The following is an 18,383-nucleotide window of genomic DNA, read 5'->3' on the forward strand; positions in this document are numbered from 1 at the left end:
CCCGCGGCCCCGGACGGATCAGCCGACGTCCGGGGCGGTCGGCGGGCGGGACGGACCGGTCGGACCGGTCGAGGCACGACGTGCTGCGCGCAGCTCGCGGCGGCCGCGGTCCCAGGCGCGGTGGGCCAGGTCGCGCGGAGGGTGCTGCTGCATCCACCGGCGCAGCTCGTCCTGCGCGGCCTCCCGCCCCGGGTCGGGCCCGGTGACGTCGTAGCCGCGCACCGCGGCCTCCTGCTCCGCGCTCATGGGTATGGCGTACCGGTGCACCTGCTCGGTGATGAGGGCCCGGTAGCGCGCCGGAATCAGGTCCAGGGCGGGCTCGTAGGAGCGGGCGAGCCAGGTCCGCGGGTCGGGGCCGGCCTTCGCGGCGACGAGCCGCATCAGCTCGCTGGTCCCGCCGTCGGCGAGGTAGCGGTGCGCGCAGTGGGCCAGCACCGGTTCGACCTTCATCGGTTCCGCCAGCAGGTGCTGCCGCGACTCCGTCCCCCGCCACTGCCGCTCCAGCACCCGGTCGGACGGCCACGCGCCGCTGATGGTGGAGGCGAGGAGGGTCTTGCGCGCGCACTTCGGGCACCGTCCGCAGGGGCGTCCCAGCCGGGGGCCCCGCACGCAGGACTGGGCCGCCCGACCCACCGGGTGGGTGGCCACGATCGTGCTGGTCACCAGCTCGGACACCCCGGCGACGGGGACGCACACCGCCAGGCCCAGCGCGGCGAGCACCGGGCCCCACTCGGCCACGAAGGGCGACTGCGCGTAGTCGCGGTAGCGGCCGCGCTGCAGGCGGTAGGTGGCCTCGAGCGGGGCGCCCCACGCGACGGCGTCCAGCCGGTCGGCGTCGGCGTGCAGCAGCAGCGGGACGGCGGTGGTCAGGTCGTGCGGGAAGCCCACGGGGTCGGCGAGGTACTCCACGTCGCTGGGCACGACCCTCACCGCCCGTCCCTGCCGACGCAGCACCTCGCAGGACTCCAGGGCGGCCCGGCCGTCCATGAGCGTGGACCGGCGCTCGCCGGCGGGCGCCCGCCGGGCCAGGTGGTAGCTGCAGGTGGTCGCGGGCATGAGGGCCAGGGCGGCCACGCTGTCCGTGCCCCCGCTGAAGCACAGGCCCGGTCGTCCGTCCGCGGGGGCGTGTCGCGGCGTCCCCGTCCCGACGTTCGCGAGCCGCAGGCGGGGTCCGGCGCGCAGGGCCTCGGCCAGCTCCCGGCTCGCCGGGACCGAGCAGGAGAAGCGCCTCCGGCGGGGGACCCACGGCCGGGCGCAGAGCAGGGCGGCGACGACGAGCAGGTCGGGGTGGACGCCGCCCGGCGGGACGTCGAGGTGGACGTGGGCCGTGCGCCGCGCCAGGTGGACCCGGCCGGTCCCGTCGCCGTCGTCCGGCTGCAGGGTGAAGGTCACCCGGCCCGGGACGTGCTCCACCTCGACGTGCATCGGCCGAACCTACCGGAACGCCGCTGCCCGACGTCCGCGGTCACCCCGGCTGCGGACCCGTCCCTCCGCCCGGCACGTAGCCGCGCCGCTTGTCGACCACGTTCTCCAGCGGCTCCGCGTCCAGCCAGCGCCGGGCGTTGGCGACGAACTGCTCGGCCAGCGTGTCCCGCCACCCCAGGACGTCGCCGGACATGTGCGGTGAGACGACCACGCCCGGGGCGTCCCAGAACGGCGAGTCCTCCGGCAGCGGCTCGGTGGCGAAGACGTCGAGCGTGGCACCGTCGAGGCGGCCCTCGCGCAGCGCGGCGAGCAGGTCGTCCTCGACGACGGTCGGGCCCCGCCCGACGTTGATCACGTGGGCCGTCGACGGCAGCGCCGCCAGCACCTCGGCGTCGAGCAGGCCCCGGGTGCGGTCGGTCAGGGGAGCGGCGTTGACCAGGTAGTCCACCCCGCCCAGGTGCTCGCGCAGCCGTCCGCTGTCGAGCACCTTGCCGAGCTCCGGGTCCGTGCGGGCGTGGCTCCCGGCCACCGAGACGTCCATCCCGACGGCGCCCAGCAGGCGCGCGGTCTCCCGGCCGATCCCCCCGGTGCCCACGACGACCGCCCGGGCGCCCCTCAGCGAGCGGGTCTCCCGGTGCCGCCACTCCCGCCGCCGCTGCAGCGCCGAGCTCTCGTGGAGACGTTTGGCGTGGGCCAGGACGGCGGCGAGCACGTACTCGGCGATCGGCCGGTCGAAGACGCCCCGGGCGTTGGTGACCACCACGTCCGAGCCGCGCAGCTCGTCGAAGAGGAGGGTGTCGACCCCCGCGGCGGCCACGTGGATCCACTGCAGGTCACCGCAGTGCTCCCAGACGTCCCGCAGGGCGCCGGAGAAGAAGTCCCACAGGAACAGGGCCCGGGCGCCCCGCACCGCCTCGCCGAGGTCCGCCTCGGTGGCGGTCCGCAGGTCCACCCGGCCCGACAGCGCCGCCAGGTGCGGCGGGGCGTCGTCCGGGCTCGCGCACAGGACGACCAGGACCGGCAGGGTGCTCACCCGGTCACCGTAGGAACCGGCCTGTCTGATTGTCAACAATCCAGGCGAGGGTGCACGATGGCCCCATGCCCTGGCCTGGTGACGGAACCCCCGACGACCCGACGGACGTCGAGTCCCGGCCGTTCCCGCGGGCCGAGTACCGGGACCGGCTCCAGCGGGTGCAGGAGGCCATGGCCCGCCACTCCTTCGGGGCGCTGGTCGTCGTCGACCCGGCGAACCTCTACTACCTCACCGGCTACAACGCCTGGTCCTTCTACATGCCCCAGTGCCTGATCGTCCCGGCCCACGGCGAGCCGCACCTGTTCACCCGGGCGATGGACGCGCAGGGGGCGCACTACACCGCATACCTCCCGCCCGCCCAGATCCACGGCTATCCCGAGGACCTGGTCCAGCGTCCCGACGTCCACCCGTTCGGGTGGATCGCCGACCGCGCCCTGGAGGTGGGCCTGCTGCCCGGCGGCCCGGACGCCCGGGTGGCCGCGGAGACCGACGCGCACTTCTTCTCGCCCCGCGGCTACCTGGCGCTGCTCTCGCGGCTGGGGCAGGGGCACCTGCTCGACAGCCACGAGCTGGTCAACTGGGTGCGGGTGGTCAAGTCGCCGCTGGAGCAGGACAAGCTGCGCGTCGCCGGCGAGATCGCCCAGCAGACCATGCGGATCGCGGTCGACAGCATCGAGACCGGGCGGCGCCAGTGCGACGTCGTCGCCCAGATCCAGTACTCCCAGGCGCTCGGCGCCCGCAAGCTCGGTGGCGACTACCCGGCGATCGTGCCGATGCTGCCCACGGGTGAGACCGCCGGCACCCCCCACCTGACCTGGAGCGACCTGCCGCTGCGGGCGGGGGAGGCGACCACGATCGAGCTGGCCGGCGTGCACCACCGCTACCACGTGCCGCTGGCCCGCACGGTCAGCCTGGGCCGGCCCCCGCACGAGCTGGACCGGTGCGCCGGGGCGGTCACCGAGGGCCTGCAGGCGGCCCTCGAACGGATGCGGCCCGGTGTCCCGGCCCGGGACGTGCACGCCGCCTTCACGCGGGTCATCGCGCAGTACGGGTACACCAAGGCCTCGCGCATCGGCTACTCCATCGGCATCGGCTACCCGCCCGACTGGGGCGAGCACACCATCAGCCTGCGACCGGAGGAGACGACCGTCCTGCAGTCCGGCATGGCGCTGCACGTGATCCTCGGGATGTGGATGGACGGATGGGGCTACGAGCTGTCCGAGTCGGTCCTGCTCGGCGACGACGGTCCCGAGCGCCTGGCCCCCCTGCCCCAGGAGCTGGTCGTGAAGATCTGACCCGGCCCCACGGCATACCCCCCACCCGCCCGCACGAGACCGACGAGACCTGACACGAGAGGGCCCACCATGACCACCCCCCCCACGACCGCACTGCCGCTGGCCGCCCGCACGACCGGGCTGGTCGGCTCGGTCATCGACTCCAGCACCTCGCTGCTGGCCGGCCAGACCCACGACATCGTCCGCTTCGCCATGGGTAGCCCCGCCCGGGAGGCCATCCCCGCGGAGATCCTCGCCGAGGTGGGCCGGGAGGCGATCGGCGCGCAGGCGCACGACGCCTTCGACTACGCCGCCACCGAGGGCGACCCGGCGCTGCGCGAGGCGCTGCTCGAGATGCTGGAGGGCACCACCGACGCGACCACGCCCGAGCGGCTCACCATCACCTCCGGCGGCATGCAGGGGCTGGACCTGGCCTGCAAGCTCTTCGTCGACCCCGCTGACCTCGTCGCCGTCGAGTCACCCACCTACACCAACGGCAGCGGCACGGCCCTGTCCTACCAGGCCGAGCTGCTGGAGATCCCCGTCGACCGGGAGGGCATGCAGGTCGCGACGCTGCGCGAGGAGGCGCAACGGCTCGGCCGCCGGCCGAAGGTGATCTACACGATCCCCACCTTCCAGAACCCCTCCGGAGCGACGATGACCCTGGAGCGCCGCCGCGAGCTGCTGGAGCTGGCCCGCGAGTGGGGCAGCCTCGTCATCGACGACGACCCCTACGGGATGCTGCGGTTCGCGGGCGAGCCCCTGCCCAGCCTGCACGAGCTCGCCGAGGGCGACCCGCTGGTCTTCTCGGTGCGGACCTTCTCCAAGATCGTCGCCCCCGGGCTGCGGGTGGGCTGGGTGGACACCGACCCGTCCCTGCAGCCGCTGCTCATCAACGCCAAGCAGGCCATGGACACCTGCACCAACCTGCCGATGCAGCGGCTCGTGGCCGCCTTCCTGCGGGGCGGTCACCTGGACGCCCACCTCGTCGAGCAGCGCCAGCAGTACCGTCGCCGGAAGGAGACGATGCAGGCCGCGCTCGCCGAGCACTTCGACGGGCTCGCCCGCTGGACCGACCCCGAGGGCGGGTTCTTCCTGTGGGTGACCTTCGACCCGGCGGTCGACACCCAGGCGCTGTTCCCGGTCGCGCTCGAGGAGGGGGTGGCCTACATCCCCGGCAACGCCTTCTCCCCCGAGGGTCGCTTCCCGGACGCCCTGCGGCTCTGCTTCGCCTCCACCCCGCCCGAGCGGATCGTCGAGGGCGTGCGGCGGCTGCGCGGGGCCGTCGACCGGCTGGGCGGCGGCCCGGGGTGAGCACGCCGGGCAGGCTGGAGGGGGATCCGCTGCCGCACAGCGGAAGCGCCGGCCCGGGCGACGACGGGCGCTCCCTGCTGACGCCGGTCGTGCAGGAGTCCACGCCGAGCATGATCGCCTCCCGGCTGCGGGAGGCGATCGCGGCGGGGGAGCTGGCGCCGGGCAGCCGGCTCAGCGAGGCCCGGCTCGCGGCCCGCCTCGGCGTGAGCCGGGGGCCCCTGCGGGAGGGTATGCAGCGCCTCACCCAGGAGGGGCTGCTCGTCTCGGTGCGCAACCGGGGGCTGTTCGTCACCGAGATGACGCCGGACAACATCGAGGACATGTATGTCGCGCGGCAGGCGGTCGAGCGCGCCGCGGCCCGGTGCGTGCTGGCGGCCGATCCCGGGGCGGCGGGCCGCTCTCTGCTGCTGGTGGTCGACCGGATGGAGGCCGCGGCCCGGGCGGGGGACGGCGCGCTGGTCGGCGAGGCGGACGTGGAGTTCCACGAGCGGCTCGTGGCCCTGGCCCGCAGCCCGCGGCTGTCCCGCATGCAGCAGACGCTGCTCACCGAGACCCGGATGTGCATCCACGCCCTGGAGGAGACCTACCCCGACCCGCTGGTCCGCGTGGAGGAGCACCGGGCGATCGCCGAGGCGCTGCGCGACGGCCGGGCCGAGGAGGCCGACCGCCTGCTCATCGCGCACATGGTCGACGCGATCGACCGGCTCACGAGCACCGGGCCCGGCGCCCGGCTGACCGGGGCCGGGGGACGGGGGTAGCCGACGGCCCCTCAGGACAGGGCGATGCCGACGTACTTGGTCTCCAGGAACTCCTCGATCCCCTCGGCGCCGCCCTCGCGGCCCAGGCCGGACTGCTTGATGCCGCCGAAGGGGGCGTAGGGGTTGGACACGACGGCCTGGTTGAGCCCGACCATGCCGCTCTCGAGGGCCTCGGCCACCCGCAGCGCACGCCGCAGGTCGTTGGTGAACACGTAGGAGACCAGACCGAACTCGGTGTCGTTCGCCAGCCGGACCGCCTCCTCCTCGGTGGAGAACGGGGTGAGGGGTGCGACGGGTCCGAAGATCTCCTCCCGGGCCATCCGGGCGTCGGTCGGCACGCCGGTGAGCACCGTGGGCGGGTAGAAGAAGCCCGGCCCCTCGACCCGTTCGCCGCCGGTGAGCACGGTGGCGCCGCGCCCGACCGCGTCGGCCACGAGCGAGCTGACCTTCTCCAGGCCGGCCTCGTCGACCAGCGGCCCGACGTCGACGCCGTCGTGGGTGCCGTCGCCGACGGTGAGCGCCCCCATCCGCTCGGCCAGCCTGGTGCCGAACTCCTCGATGAGGGAGTCGTGCACGTAGATCCGGTTGGCCGCCGTGCAGGCCTCGCCCATGTTGCGCATCTTGGCCTGCAGCGCCCCGGCGACCGCCTCCGCGAGGTCGGCGTCCTCGAAGACGACGAACGGGGCGTTGCCCCCGAGCTCCATCGAGGTGCGCAGCACCTTCTCCGAGCACTGCTCCAGGAGGATCCGGCCCACCCGGGTGGACCCGGTGAAGGACAGCTTGCGGGCCTTGCCGGAGCGGATCAGCGGCTCCATGGTGCCGCCGGCGTCCGTGGCGGTGAAGCAGTTGACCACCCCGTCCGGCACGCCCGCCTCCCGCAGGACGTCCATGAGCGCCAGCATGGACAGCGGCGTCTGGTGGGCCGGCTTGACGACGCTGGTGCACCCCGCGGCGATCGCCGGGCCGAGCTTGCGGGTGCCCATCGCCATCGGGAAGTTCCACGGCGTGATGAGCAGGGACGGGCCGACCGGCTGCCGGGCCACGAGGAAGCGGGACCCGCCCTGGGGCGCGACCTGGTAGCCGCCGTCGATCCGCAGCGCCTCCGCGGCGAAGTGCCGGAAGAACTCCGCCGCGTAGGTGATCTCGCCCCGGGAGTCCTTGAGGGGCTTGCCCATCTCGGTCGTCATCAGCAGCGCCAGCTCGTCGATCCGCTCGTGCAGCAGCCGGAAGGCGGTCATGAGGATCTCGTGCCGTTCCAGCGCCGTCGTCGCGGCGAAGGCCGGCTGGGCCTCCACCGCGGCGTCCAGCGCCGCCATGGCGTCCGCAGGGGAGGCGTCGGCCACCTGGGCGATCTCCTCGCCGGTGGCCGGGTTGAGCACGGGGAAGGTCGCGCCGCCCTCGGCGTCGACCCAGCGCCCTCCGACGAACAGCTGACGGGGGGCCGGTCCGGTCACGGACTGCGTCATGGTGTGCACCTTTCTCACGTCGGGACCCTGAGATACGCTGATTGTCGACAATCTATCAAGGAGGTCTGGCGTGACGTCGTTGTCACCGGTGCTCAAGCAGGCCACGGGCGTCGTCGCCGCCCGTGGCGAGGGTGCGCTCATCTTCGACGAGGAAGGACGGCGCCACCTGGACTTCACGGCCGGGATCGGCGTGACCAGCACCGGCCACTGCCATCCGCGCGTGGTCGCCGCCGCGCAGGAGCAGGTGGGCCGGATCATCCACGCGCAGTACACGACCGTGATGCACCGGCCGCTGCTGGACCTGACCGAGCGGATGGGGGAGGTGCTGCCGGCCGGCCTGGACCGGATGTTCTTCGCCAACTCCGGCTCGGAGGCCGTCGAGGCGGCGCTGCGCCTGGTGCGCCAGGCGACCGGCCGCCCCAACGTCGTGGTCTTCCACGGCGGCTTCCACGGCCGGACGGTGGCGGCAGCCTCGATGACGACCTCGGGCACCCGGTTCCGCTCCGGCTTCTCCCCGCTCATGCCCGGCGTGGTCGTCGCGCCGTTCCCCGACCCCACCCACTACGGCTGGAGCAGGGAGGAGGCGACCCGGTTCGCCCTGGAGCAGCTGGACTACACCCTGCAGACGATCAGCGCCCCGGCCGACACGGCCGCGTTCGTCGTCGAGCCGGTGCTCGGTGAGGGCGGCTACGTCCCGGCCAGCACCGAGTTCCTCACCGGCCTGCGGGAGCGGGCCGACCGCCACGGCATCCTGCTCGTGCTCGACGAGGTGCAGACCGGGTGGGGGCGCACCGGGAGGTTCTGGGGGCACGACCACTTCGACGGGCGCCCCGACGTCCTCGTGACCGCCAAGGGGCTGGCCTCCGGCTTCCCGCTCTCGGGCATCGCCGCCTCCGAGGAGCTCATGGGCAAGGCCTGGCCGGGCTCCCAGGGCGGCACCTACGGAGCCAACGCGGTGGCCTGCGCCGCCGCCCTGGCCACCCTCGACGTCATCAAGGACGAGGGGCTGGTGGACAACGCCGCCGTGCGGGGCGACCAGCTGCGCGCCGGTCTGGAGACGGTGGCCGCGGGGCAGGAGCGGATCACCGACGTGCGGGGCCTGGGCCTGATGCTGGGCTGCGAGTTCCGGGACGTCGACGGCCGGCCCGACGGGGCCGCCGCGGCCGCGGCCCAGCAGGAAGCCGCCCGGCGAGGGCTCCTGCTGCTCACCTGCGGCGCCTGGGGTCAGGTGGTGCGGTTCATCCCGGCGCTGGTCGTCGACGAACCGCTCGTCGAGGAGGCCCTGGGCATCTGGAGCGAGACGGTCGCAGCGGTGTCCTGAGCCGCAGAGTGCCCCGGTGCGGCTGACCTCGGAGCTGCAGGCCAGGCGTACGGCGGCTGCGACGGGGGTTGACGTCCGGACGCCGGTCGGGACGGCCGGCGGTTCAGCCGAGCTGGGGCAGCACTGCGGAGGCCACCAGCTCGAGGTGGTCGAGGTCGGACAGGTCAAGCATCTGCAGGTAGAGCCGCTCCACCCCGCTGCGTTCCCGCCAGCGGCCGATCTGCTCGACCACCTCGTCGGGCGTGCCGACCAGTCCGTGCCCGCGCAGGCCGTCGAGGTCCTGGCGGGTCGCACCGGCCCGTCGGGACACCTCGACGCCGTCCCGGCCGACGCACGCCGTTAGCGCGGCGGAGCGCAGCAGGGTCCCCGGGTCCCGACCGACGACCCGGCAGGCCTCGTCCACCCGCGCGAGCTGCTCCCTGCCCCCCTCGACCGTGACGAACGGCAGGTTGAACTCGTCGGCGAACCGGGCCGCCAGCGCAGGTGTGCGCCGGTGCCCCTTCCCACCGAGGATGATGGGCGGACGGGGCTGCTGGAGCGGCTTGGGCAGGCCCGGCGACCGGGTCACCGTGACCGTCGGACCCTCGTGGTCGAAGAGCTCCCCGGGCGGGGTCGCCCACATCCCGGTGACCACCTCGAGGGTGTCCTCGAGCAGGTCGAACCGGGTCCCGACCTCCGGGAAGGGAACCCCGTGGGCCGCGTGCTCGGCCTCCATCCAGCCGGCGCCCAGCCCCAGCTCGACCCGCCCTGCGCTCATCGCGTCGACCTGGGCCACCTGCACCGCCGTCAGCCCGGCGTGGCGGAAGGTCACCGAGGTGACCAGGGTGCCGAGCCGCACCCGCGAGGTCTCCCGGGCCAGCGCCCCCAGCGTCACCCAGGCGTCCGTGGGGCCCGGCGCGCCGTCCCGGGAGAGGAAGTGGTCGGACCGGAACCAGGCGCCGAACCCGCAGTCCTCGCTGAGGCGGGCGTGCCTGAACTGGTCCTCGTAGGTGGCGCCGAGGTGGGGTTCGGTGAAGATACGCAGGTCCACGCCGACCCAGTCTTCCCCTCCACCGGCGTCCACGCACCCCCGAGGGGCACCGGCGACGACGACCGGTCGAGCCCCCCCAGGTCGACCCCGCCCAGGTCGTCGCCGCCCAGGTCGACCCCGCCCCGTCGCCGTCCAGGGCGTCGCCGGCCACGAGCCGGCGGCCCGCCGGACCGGCCCTCGGCAGCACCGCGCCCGCGGCTACGCTGCCGGGATGACCTGGGTCCGACACCGTCCCATCGCCCTGTCCTGGGCGCTGCTGCTCGCCTTCCTCGCCGTGCTGGGGGTCACCGTCCACCGCTACACCGCGGGCGGGGTGGCGGTGGGCGAGGACCTCCTCGGCCTGGTCCTGCGGCTCGTCGTGCTGGGGGTGGTGGTCGCGGCCTACCTGCGCACCGGTGGCAGCACGACCGCCTCGTCGGACGGCCTCTCGGTGCACGACGGCATCCGCCGGGTCGAGGTCCCGACCGCGCAGGTGAGCAAGGTCGTCGAGGAACCGTCGCGCAACGGTGCCGTCGCGGTCCTGCAGGGCGGTCGCCGGCTGGCCCTGCCCGGGGTGCCCGCGGAGGCGGTGCACGACGTGCGCCGCCGGCTGCGGGGGCGCTGAGGCGGCCGACCCCACCAGGCTCCCGGCCACCACCAGGAGGCCGGCCTGGACGAGGACCCACGACCTTCGGTGGTACGTCGACCGCATGCCGGTGGCGGCAGGCGTCCTACGCTGGACGGGTGCGACCCTCCCGCCCCGCGCGGCCCCCGACCGGCGAGTGGCTGATGCAGCCGCGGTGGCTGCCCGCCCTCCGGGCCGCCCTCGGCGTGGCCGTGGTGCTCGTCGCCCTCGTCGCGCTGGTCGCGACCCGTCCCGGACCGGTCGGGCTCGTCGTCGTGGCGGCCTGGTCCGCCTACGGCCTCTTCCTGGTCTGGGCCAGCCGGCACGAGCACAGCGGCACCCGGTTGGAGGACGACGCGATCGTGCTGACCGAGGGCCGGCGGGTGCGCCGTCTGACCCGCGCCGACATCCTCGACGTGCGCCCGGACGCACCGGGGGACCAGGCCTGGCGGGTGCAGGCGCTGCTGGCCGACGGCAGCCTGGTCACCCTCCTCGGCGTGCCCCCCACGGAGCTGGAGCGCCTCCGGCGCTGGCACACCGGGGTATGACGTCGCGCGGCTTCGTCGTGCCCGCTCAGCGGGGCGGCATCCGCAGGGCCCCGTCGAGGCGGATGACCTCGCCGTTGAGCAGCGGGTTCTCGACGATGTGGGCCACGAGCGCGGCATACTCCTGGGGCTTGCCCAGCCGGGCGGGGTGGGGCACGAGCGCCTCCAGGGACTCCTTCACGCCCTCGGGCATCCCCGCCATCATCGGGGTCTCGAAGACCCCCGGGGCGATGCACATGACACGGATGCCCTTGTCGGCCAGGTCGCGGGCGGCGGTGAGGGTCAGCCCGGCGACGCCGGCCTTGGACGAGGCGTAGGCGGCCTGGCCGACCTGCCCGTCGAAGGCGGCGACCGAGGCGGTGGTCACCACGACCCCGCGGTCGCCGAGCCCCCGGTCGTCCTCGACCGGCTCGTTGGTGGCCATCTGCTCGGCGGCCAGCCGCAGCACGTTGAACGTGCCGACGAGGTTGATCTCCACCACCGTGCGGAAGGTCTCCAGCGGCAGCACGCCCCGCCTGGACAGGATGCGGCCCGGGGTGGCGACCCCGGCGCACGCCACGACGATCCGCAGCTCGCCCAGATCCGCCGCGGTGGCGACGGCGGCCGCGACCTGCTCCTCGTCGCGCACGTCCGCAGCGGCGAACCGGACCCGCTCGCCCAGCTCGGCGGCGAGCTCCTCGCCGCGTCCGCCGGGCAGGTCGACGAGCACCACCCGGGCTCCGTCGGCGAGCAGGCGGCGGGCGGTCTGCTCACCCAGGCCGGAGGCCCCGCCCGTGACGAGCGCGACCGTGGACTTGGTGATCTGCATGCGTTCCTCCGGGTGTGCGGGGCGGGCTCAGCGGTGCTGCGCGAGGACCTGGCGCGAGATCACCAGTCGCTGGATCTGGTTGGTGCCCTCGAAGATCTGGGTCACCTTGGCCTCGCGCATGAAGCGCTCGACCGGGAAGTCGGTGGTGTAGCCGTAGCCGCCGAGCACCTGGACCGCGTCGGTCGTGACGCGCATCGCGGCGTCGGTGGCGACGAGCTTGGCGATCGAGGCCTCCTGGGTGTGCGGCTGACCGGCGTCCTTGAGCCGGGCGGCGTGCAGGTAGGTCGCCCGGGCCGAACCGACGGCCGCGGCCATGTCGGCGAGCAGGAACGCCAGCCCCTGGTTCTCGGCGATCGGGCGGCCGAACTGCTCCCGCTCGGTCGCGTAGGCGGCCGAGACCTCCAGCGCGCGCTGGGCCAGGCCGGTGGCCGCCGCGGCGATGCCCAGGCGGCCGGAGTCGAGCGCGGCGAGCGCGAGCTGCATACCCTGCCCCTCGGCGCCGATGCGGCGGGCCTCCTCGACGCGGAGCCCCTCGAGGAGGACCTCGCCGACGGTGTCGCTGTGCAGCCCCATCTTGCGCTCGGGCTCGGCGAAGGTCAGGCCCTCGGCGTCGGCGGGCACGAGGAAGCAGGACAGTCCGCGGCCGCCGTCGTCGGAGGTGCGCGCGAAGGTGGTGTAGAAGTCGGCGTGGCCGGCGTGGCTGATCCACGCCTTGCCGCCGGTGAGGACGTAGCCGTCCCCGTCGCGGACGGCCCGGGTGCGGATCGCCGCGACGTCGGAGCCCGCCTGCGGCTCCGAGAGGCAGTAGGCACCCAGCTGCTCGCCGGAGAGCATCCCCGGCAGCCAGCGCTCCTGCTGCTCGGACGTGCCGAAGGTCGCCAGCGGGAAGCAGGTCAGGGCGTGCACCGAGACGCCGACCGCCACCGACATCCAGGCGCGGGCGATCTCCTCGACGACCTGCAGGTAGACCTCGGCCGGCTGGCCGCCGCCGCCCTGCTCCTCGGGGTAGGGCAGCGAGAGCAGCCCGGCCCGGCCCAGCAGGGTGAACACCTCGCGGGGGAAGCGGGAGGCCGCCTCGGCCTCGTCCACCTGGGGGAGCAGCTGCTCGTCGGCGATCTCGCGCACCAGCTCCAGCAGGTCGCGCGCCTCCTCGGTCGGGAGCACTCGTTGCACCATGGGCCGAGGCTAGCGCCGGACGCCGCGTCAGGAGGTAGTCGGGGTGGGACGGTGGGGCCGGCGGGTGGGGCGACGGCGTGTCGTGCACCGGCGGCCGGTTGTCCGCGGCGGGTGGGACAACGGCGTGTCGTGCACCGGGGCCTGCTGTCCCCGGCGTGTCGTGCACCGGGGGCCGGTTGTCCCCGGCGTGTCGTGCACCAGGGCCGGCTGTCCGCGGCGTGTCGTGCACCGTGCTGTCGCCGCTGCGGCGTGTCCCGCGTCAGGGCGCGGTTCCTGCACAGTCGCCTGCTGGCAGCACCCGTCTCGCCCCCGCCTCACCCGTCTCGCCCCCGCCTCCCTCGCCCCCCTCACCCCTGCACCCACCGCCCCACCGGTGCCTCTCGTCCGTCAGGCGGGCTGGACCCGGACCTCGGTCGCCTTGACCGAGGCCCACAGCCGGGTCCCCGCGACGACGCCGAGCTCGGCGACCGCCCCGGCGGTGATCTCGGCGACGAGGGGGACCGGCCCGTCGAGGCCGATCCGGGCCCGCTGGCCGGCCATGGTCACCTCGGTCACCACGACCGGCCACACGTTGCGGGGCGAGCCGGCCGGGCGCTCGCGGTGGACCGACACGGCGGCGGGGTCGACCGTGACCAGTGCCCGGGACCCGGCCGCAGGACGGCCGGGCTCCTCGGCGGTGACCACCTCGGCCCCGGTCCCGTCCACGACGACGATGACGGGAGGACCGGTGCGGACCGTCCCGGCGAGCAGGTTCAGGCCCACGACCTGGGCCGCGTACGGCGTGCGCGGATGGGCGACGACGTGCGCCGGGGTGCCCTCCTGGGACACCCGGCCCCCGTCGAGGAAGACGAGCCGTCCGGCCATCGTCAGGGCGTCGACCGGGTCGTGGGTCACCAGCAGTGTCACCCCGTCGAACTCCTGCAGCCGGCGGGTGAGGTCCGCCCGGGTGCTCGACCGGGTCTGCGGGTCCAGCGCCGACAGCGGCTCGTCCAGCAGCAGTACCGCAGGGTCGGTGGCCAGGGCCCGGGCGAGGGCGGCCCGCTGGGCCTGCCCGGAGGACAGCCCGCGCGGCCGGCGACGGGCCAGGTCCGACAGGCCGACGCGGTCGAGCTCCAGGCGGGCCCGGTCGCGCGCGGCACGCCGCGGTACACCCCGGGAGCGAGGTCCGAAGGCCACGTTCTCGACGAGGTCGAGGTGAGGGAACAGGAGCGGCTCGGCCAGCAGCAGGCCGACGCTGCGGCGGTCGGCGGGCAGGTCGACGCCGCGGGCGACGTCGAGCCAGTCCGGCTCGGGGGCACCGGGGACGCGGACGTGACCGGCCCGCGGCCGGCGCAGCCCCGCGAGGGCCGTGAGCGCGGTCGTCTTGCCGGAGCCGTTCGGTCCCAGCAGGGCCGTCACGCCGGCCGCGCACGCGAGGGTGAGGTCGAGGGAGAACTCGCCGGCGTCCACGACGAGGCGCGCGTCCAGGGCCACCTCCTCCCGCGACGGGGCGGGTGCCGCACTCACGGCAGCCACCGGGAGCGCAGGGCTCCGAGCACGACGACGGCCACGAGGAGCATGACCAGCGAGAGCGCGATCGCGGCCTGCGGGTCCTGCTCCAGGGCGGCGTACACGCCGAGCGGCGCGGTCTGGGTGCGGCCCGGGAAGCTGCCGGCGAAGGTGATCGTCGCGCCGAACTCCCCGAGCGCCCGGGCCCACGCCAGCGCCGAACCGGCCGCGATGCCGGGCAGCACCATCGGCAGCGCGACCCGGGTGAAGGTGCGCACGGGTCCCGCTCCGAGGGTGGTGGCGAGCTGGTCGTAGCGCCGGTCCAGGCCGCGCATGGCCCCCTCGACCGTGATGACGTAGAACGGCAGGGCCACGAAGATCTCGGCGAGCACGACGGCCACGGTCGTGAACGGGACCGTCAGCCCCGTCGTCCGCTCGAGCCAGCCGCCGACGACGCCGCGCCGGCCGTACGTCATCAGCAGCGCGACGCCCCCGACCACGGGCGGCAGGACCAGCGGGACGGTGACCAGCGCGCGCAGCCAGGAGGTCAACCGGTGGTCCGAGCGGGCCAGGAGCCACGCGAGCGGGGTGCCGACCAGCCAGACGACGACCATGGTGGCGCTGGTGGTCACCGCCGAGAGCCGCAGGGACTCGCCGACGACCGGACGGGACAGGTGGGTGGGCAGCTGCGTCCACTCCACCCGCAGGAGGAGCGCGAGCATCGGCAGGACCACGAGGGTGACCGCCAGCCCGGCCGGCACGATCAGGGGCAGGCGTCCGCCCCGGACCCTGGTGCTCACGGCGCCCCGAACCCGGCGTCGACGAGGACCTCCCGGCCCTGCGCGGACGTCACGGCCTCGACGAACCAGCGAGCCGCGGGGTCGTCCGAGACGACGGCGAGCGGGTAGTCGTTGCGCACCTCCGCGCCCTCGGGCAGGGGGACCTCGCGGACCCGTCCCTCCGCGGCGAGCACGTCGGTGCGCCAGACCAGCCCGGCGTCCGCCTCGCCGAGCTCGACCTTGGTCAGCGTGGCGCGGGCGTCCGGCTCGTACGAGGCGATCCGTGGCTCCAGGCCCAGGTCGGCGAACAGGGCCTGCGCGGCCCGCCCGCAGGGGGCCTCGGGACGGCACACGACGAGGCGTATGCCGTCGCGCTCGAGGTCCTCCACCGAGGCCACCGGGGCTCCCTGGTCGGCGGGGAGGTCCGAGCTGCCCGGGTCCGCGGGGTCCACCGGCACAGCCAGGGCGAGGGTGTTCGTGGCGACGACGACCGGGTCGCCGCGCACGAGGTCGGGGTCGAGGAGCGTCAGCGGCTCGGGCCCGGCCAGGACCACGACGTCCACGGGGGCGCCCTGCTGCACCTGCTGGACCACCGTGGAGCTGGCGGCGAAGGCGAGGTCGACCTGCAGGCCGGGGTGCTCGGCGCGGACCAGGTCGGCGACGTCCGACAGGACGTCGGTGAGCGAGGCGGCCGCCAGCACGGTGAGCCCGTCGGAGGTGGGAGCGCCGTCGTCCGCGACACCGTGGTCCGCAACCCCGTCGTCCGCCACGCCGCCGGGGGGCTGGGCGCAGCCCGCGAGGCCGGCCACCGTGGCCAGGAGCCCCGTGGCCAGGACCAGCGTGGCCCGGACGTCCGCGGCCCCGACCCTCACCGGGGCAGCCCGACGGTGACGTGCGTGGACTTGATGGAGGCGACCACGACGCTGCCCACCTCCAGCCCCAGCTCCTGCACCGCCTCGGTCGAGAGCAGCGACACCAGCCGGAACGGGCCGGCCTGCACGTCGACCTGGGACATGACGGTGTCGCTGACGACGCGGGTCACCAGCCCCCGCATCTGGTTCCGTGGCGAGGAGGTCCCGGTGCCGGCCTCGGCGGCCTGGGCGGTGCGCTGGGCGTAGCCGGCCAGCTCGGCGCCCCCGACGACGATCCGGCCGGCGTCGTCGCGGCTGGAGCGTAGCCGGCCCGCGTCGATCGCCCGGCGGACGGTGTCGGGGGAGACTCCGAGCAGGGACGCGGCCTCGGCGACACGCAGGTGCGACATAAGACGCAGCATACAATCGCAGATGCGTCGTGAACGATCAGATGGATCGAACGAGTGCACGGCCTGTCCTGACCGCGACGCCCAGGAGCCGGAACCACGCGTGCACTCGTTCGTCCGCGACGGCGACCGCGCCCATGTGCGGGAGTGTGCCTGGTGCGGCTGCGCCCACACGCCGGTATGCCCGGTGCGACCGCGCCCAGACGCGGGAGGTGTGCCTGGTGCGGCCGCCCTCAGATGCGCAGGGTCACCTCCTGCTCGCGCCACTCCTGCACGAACGGGGCCAGTCCCTGCTCCAGGAGCGGCAGCTGGGGGACGAGGCAGAGGCTCGCCACCATCTGCACCCGGCGGGCCGCGTCCATGGCCTCGACCAGGCGGGGGTCGGTCGGGCGCAGGTCCAGGTTCTCCACCGCCTCGTCGTAGGCGGCGACCGCCTCGGCGCCCAGACCGGCCAGGTCCCACTCCACCGGGCCCACGCACACGTCCTCGAAGTCGGCGAAGACCAGCCCGTGCGGGCTGCGGATGACGTTGTGGGCCGGCGCGTCGCCCTGGATCGGCTGCACGGTCGTGGGGCCGAAGCGCGCCTGGAAGGTCTCCTCGTCGGCCAGCACCGGGGCCAGCGCGTGCCACTGGGCGTGCAGCCGGTCGACGTCCTGGGCCGACAGCAGGGGAGAGGCCTCGGCGGCCTCCACCATCGCGGCGAGCGAGCCGTTGAAGGGGGCCAGGAAGGGCAGCGCGCCGGGATAGGCCGCGAGGGCCAGGTGCAGCGCCGCCGCCACCTGCGGGTCGGCCGCCCGGTAGGGACGGTGCTCCGGCGTGGTCTCCACCAGCTCCCAGAAGGTGATCGAGAAGCCGTCCTGACGGACCGGCTCGGGCGGCAGGAGGGGGCTGGGCCGGGTGGCCGGGACCCCCTGCTCGTGCAGCCAGCCCGCGACGTCGAGCTCGCGGCACTGGCGCTCCTCGACGAGCTCGGCCGTCACCCCGGGCGGGTGGACCACCGGGATCCGGGCCACGACGGGGGCCGGCGAGAGGCGGACGACGACCGAGAAGGCGTCGTGCAGCACCTCCGTGTCGGTCACGTCCAGGTCAAGGTCGCTCGCGGCGGTGAACGCCGCCTCGCACGCGAGCTCGGTGCGCCGGGTGGTCTCCTCGGGGGTCAGGACCGGGTGTGCCATACCTCATCGTGGCAGGGTCCCCCCTCACCCGCACGCGGGGGTCCGGACGGGCTCGGCCAGAGGTCCGGGCGGTCAGCCCGCCGGGTGCTCGACGGGCAGCAGCGTCGGCCGCTTGGCGGTGCGCCCGTCGCCCGAGGAGCGGCCCTGCACCCGGCGCCGCACCCAGGGGCCGGCGTGCTCGCGGGCCCACCGGCCGTGCTCGCGCGCGCCGGCGACGAACCCGGGCGGCTGCTGCGGGGGGAGGGGGACGTGCCAGTCCGCCTCGGCGGGGTTGTGCCCGAGGGCGGCGTAGGCGGCCAGCGCCACCCGACGGTGCCCCTCGGAGGTCATGTGGATCCGGTCGTCGGCCCACATCCGCCAGTCCTGGAGGAAGTCGCAGGCCCACTGGTTGAGCACGTAGCACCCCTGCCGCTGCGCGATCGACCAGATGTGGGCGATGTAGGTCGCCGCCCGTCCGCGGGTGCGGCCGATGATCGGCGCCCCGACGGGGTCCGTGGGCGTGGCCATGAGCACGTCGGCCCCGGTGGCCCGCACCCGCGCGACCGCCTCCTCGAGCCGGGCGGCCAGGGCGTCGACGTCGGCCCGGGGCCGCAGGATGTCGTTGCCCCCGCCCACGATGCTCACCAGGTCCGGCTCCAGCGCCAGCGCCGCGTCCAGCTGCGGGCCGGCCACGTCCGCGAGCTTGCGTCCGCGCACCGCCAGGTTGGCGTAGCCGAGCTCGTCGGTGTGCGCCGCGAGCAGCGAGGCGAGCCGGTCGGCCCAGCCGACGTAGCGGTCGGGGTCGTGCGGCGAAGCGTCGCTCATCCCCTCGGTGAAGGAGTCACCCACCGCCACGTAGCGCGACCACGCCCGGGGCACGGGGCGCACGCTGCCGGCCTCCCCGTGCACGAGCGCACCCGAGGGGAGGGACGGCATACCTGCGGGCGGGG

At 75.0% G+C, this 18,383-nt stretch carries 18 protein-coding genes; 6 read left to right on the forward strand and 12 right to left on the reverse strand.

Annotated elements, in window-relative coordinates:
- Positions 1-18 precede the first annotated feature (18 nt).
- Positions 19-1,425 (reverse strand): DUF6395 domain-containing protein, encoded by a 1,407-nt coding sequence (locus ACWHYA_RS07880; protein WP_425943198.1) that lies wholly within the window; start codon positions 1,423-1,425, stop codon positions 19-21.
- 40 nt (positions 1,426-1,465) lie between these two features.
- Positions 1,466-2,458, reverse strand: a complete 993-nt coding sequence (locus ACWHYA_RS07885) for a D-2-hydroxyacid dehydrogenase (protein ID WP_425943197.1) — start codon at positions 2,456-2,458, stop codon at positions 1,466-1,468.
- A gap of 65 nt (positions 2,459-2,523) precedes the next feature.
- On the opposite strand from ACWHYA_RS07885, the gene ACWHYA_RS07890 reads away from it, so the two are divergent.
- The 3 genes from ACWHYA_RS07890 to ACWHYA_RS07900 all read left to right on the forward strand — a co-directional run bounded on the left by ACWHYA_RS07890 (position 2,524) and on the right by ACWHYA_RS07900 (position 5,804).
- Positions 2,524-3,753 (forward strand): M24 family metallopeptidase, encoded by a 1,230-nt coding sequence (locus tag ACWHYA_RS07890; RefSeq protein WP_425943196.1) that lies wholly within the window; start codon positions 2,524-2,526, stop codon positions 3,751-3,753.
- Between the two features lie 69 nt (positions 3,754-3,822).
- A complete protein-coding gene (locus tag ACWHYA_RS07895; protein WP_425943195.1) occupies positions 3,823-5,046 on the forward strand; it encodes an aminotransferase-like domain-containing protein in 1,224 nt (407 codons plus the stop codon).
- On the forward strand, positions 5,043-5,804 hold the full coding sequence (locus ACWHYA_RS07900) for a GntR family transcriptional regulator (protein WP_425943194.1): 762 nt from the start codon (positions 5,043-5,045) through the stop codon (positions 5,802-5,804). Before ACWHYA_RS07895 ends, ACWHYA_RS07900 begins: the two co-directional genes overlap by 4 nt.
- Positions 5,805-5,815: 11 nt before the next feature.
- Here ACWHYA_RS07900 and ACWHYA_RS07905 read toward each other — a convergent pair whose 3' ends face one another.
- Complete coding sequence (locus tag ACWHYA_RS07905; RefSeq protein ID WP_425943193.1) at positions 5,816-7,270, reverse strand: NAD-dependent succinate-semialdehyde dehydrogenase; 1,455 nt, start codon at positions 7,268-7,270, stop codon at positions 5,816-5,818.
- Positions 7,271-7,340: 70 nt separating this feature from the next.
- Between ACWHYA_RS07905 and ACWHYA_RS07910 the strand changes: the two genes are divergently transcribed.
- Positions 7,341-8,591, forward strand: a complete 1,251-nt coding sequence (locus ACWHYA_RS07910; RefSeq protein ID WP_425943192.1) for an aspartate aminotransferase family protein — start codon at positions 7,341-7,343, stop codon at positions 8,589-8,591.
- Positions 8,592-8,694: 103 nt separating this feature from the next.
- Here ACWHYA_RS07910 and ACWHYA_RS07915 read toward each other — a convergent pair whose 3' ends face one another.
- Positions 8,695-9,621 carry an LLM class F420-dependent oxidoreductase gene (locus ACWHYA_RS07915; protein WP_425943191.1) on the reverse strand — a complete coding sequence of 309 codons (927 nt, stop codon included), beginning with the start codon at positions 9,619-9,621 and terminating at the stop codon, positions 8,695-8,697.
- 211 nt (positions 9,622-9,832) lie between these two features.
- On the opposite strand from ACWHYA_RS07915, the gene ACWHYA_RS07920 reads away from it, so the two are divergent.
- The gene (locus ACWHYA_RS07920) at positions 9,833-10,225 is read left to right on the forward strand and encodes a hypothetical protein (protein ID WP_425943190.1); all 393 of its coding nucleotides are present in this window, start codon (positions 9,833-9,835) and stop codon (positions 10,223-10,225) included.
- Between the two features lie 119 nt (positions 10,226-10,344).
- Positions 10,345-10,773 (forward strand): hypothetical protein, encoded by a 429-nt coding sequence (locus tag ACWHYA_RS07925; RefSeq protein ID WP_425943189.1) that lies wholly within the window; start codon positions 10,345-10,347, stop codon positions 10,771-10,773.
- A 25-nt stretch (positions 10,774-10,798) separates the two neighbouring features.
- Here ACWHYA_RS07925 and ACWHYA_RS07930 read toward each other — a convergent pair whose 3' ends face one another.
- From ACWHYA_RS07930 to ACWHYA_RS07965, 8 genes are all read right to left on the reverse strand, one after another.
- Entirely contained in the window at positions 10,799-11,578 is a 780-nt protein-coding gene (locus ACWHYA_RS07930; protein WP_425943188.1) for an SDR family NAD(P)-dependent oxidoreductase, read from the reverse strand.
- Between the two features lie 27 nt (positions 11,579-11,605).
- Positions 11,606-12,754 carry an acyl-CoA dehydrogenase family protein gene (locus ACWHYA_RS07935; RefSeq protein WP_425943187.1) on the reverse strand — a complete coding sequence of 383 codons (1,149 nt, stop codon included), beginning with the start codon at positions 12,752-12,754 and terminating at the stop codon, positions 11,606-11,608.
- Between the two features lie 387 nt (positions 12,755-13,141).
- Positions 13,142-14,260 carry an ABC transporter ATP-binding protein gene (locus ACWHYA_RS07940; protein ID WP_425943186.1) on the reverse strand — a complete coding sequence of 373 codons (1,119 nt, stop codon included), beginning with the start codon at positions 14,258-14,260 and terminating at the stop codon, positions 13,142-13,144.
- On the reverse strand, positions 14,257-15,042 hold the full coding sequence (locus ACWHYA_RS07945; protein WP_425943185.1) for an ABC transporter permease: 786 nt from the start codon (positions 15,040-15,042) through the stop codon (positions 14,257-14,259). The genes ACWHYA_RS07940 and ACWHYA_RS07945 overlap by 4 nt, the downstream gene beginning before the upstream one ends.
- Positions 15,039-15,893 (reverse strand): molybdate ABC transporter substrate-binding protein, encoded by an 855-nt coding sequence (modA, locus tag ACWHYA_RS07950; protein WP_425943184.1) that lies wholly within the window; start codon positions 15,891-15,893, stop codon positions 15,039-15,041. Before modA ends, ACWHYA_RS07945 begins: the two co-directional genes overlap by 4 nt.
- A complete protein-coding gene (locus ACWHYA_RS07955; RefSeq protein ID WP_425943183.1) occupies positions 15,890-16,282 on the reverse strand; it encodes a TOBE domain-containing protein in 393 nt (130 codons plus the stop codon). Before ACWHYA_RS07955 ends, modA begins: the two co-directional genes overlap by 4 nt.
- 230 nt (positions 16,283-16,512) lie before the next feature.
- On the reverse strand, positions 16,513-17,454 hold the full coding sequence (locus ACWHYA_RS07960; RefSeq protein WP_425943182.1) for a phosphotransferase family protein: 942 nt from the start codon (positions 17,452-17,454) through the stop codon (positions 16,513-16,515).
- Between the two features lie 72 nt (positions 17,455-17,526).
- Positions 17,527-18,369 carry an SGNH/GDSL hydrolase family protein gene (locus ACWHYA_RS07965; protein WP_425943306.1) on the reverse strand — a complete coding sequence of 281 codons (843 nt, stop codon included), beginning with the start codon at positions 18,367-18,369 and terminating at the stop codon, positions 17,527-17,529.
- Positions 18,370-18,383 lie beyond the last annotated feature (14 nt).

This window comes from Ornithinimicrobium carbonis (genome assembly GCF_977012275.1).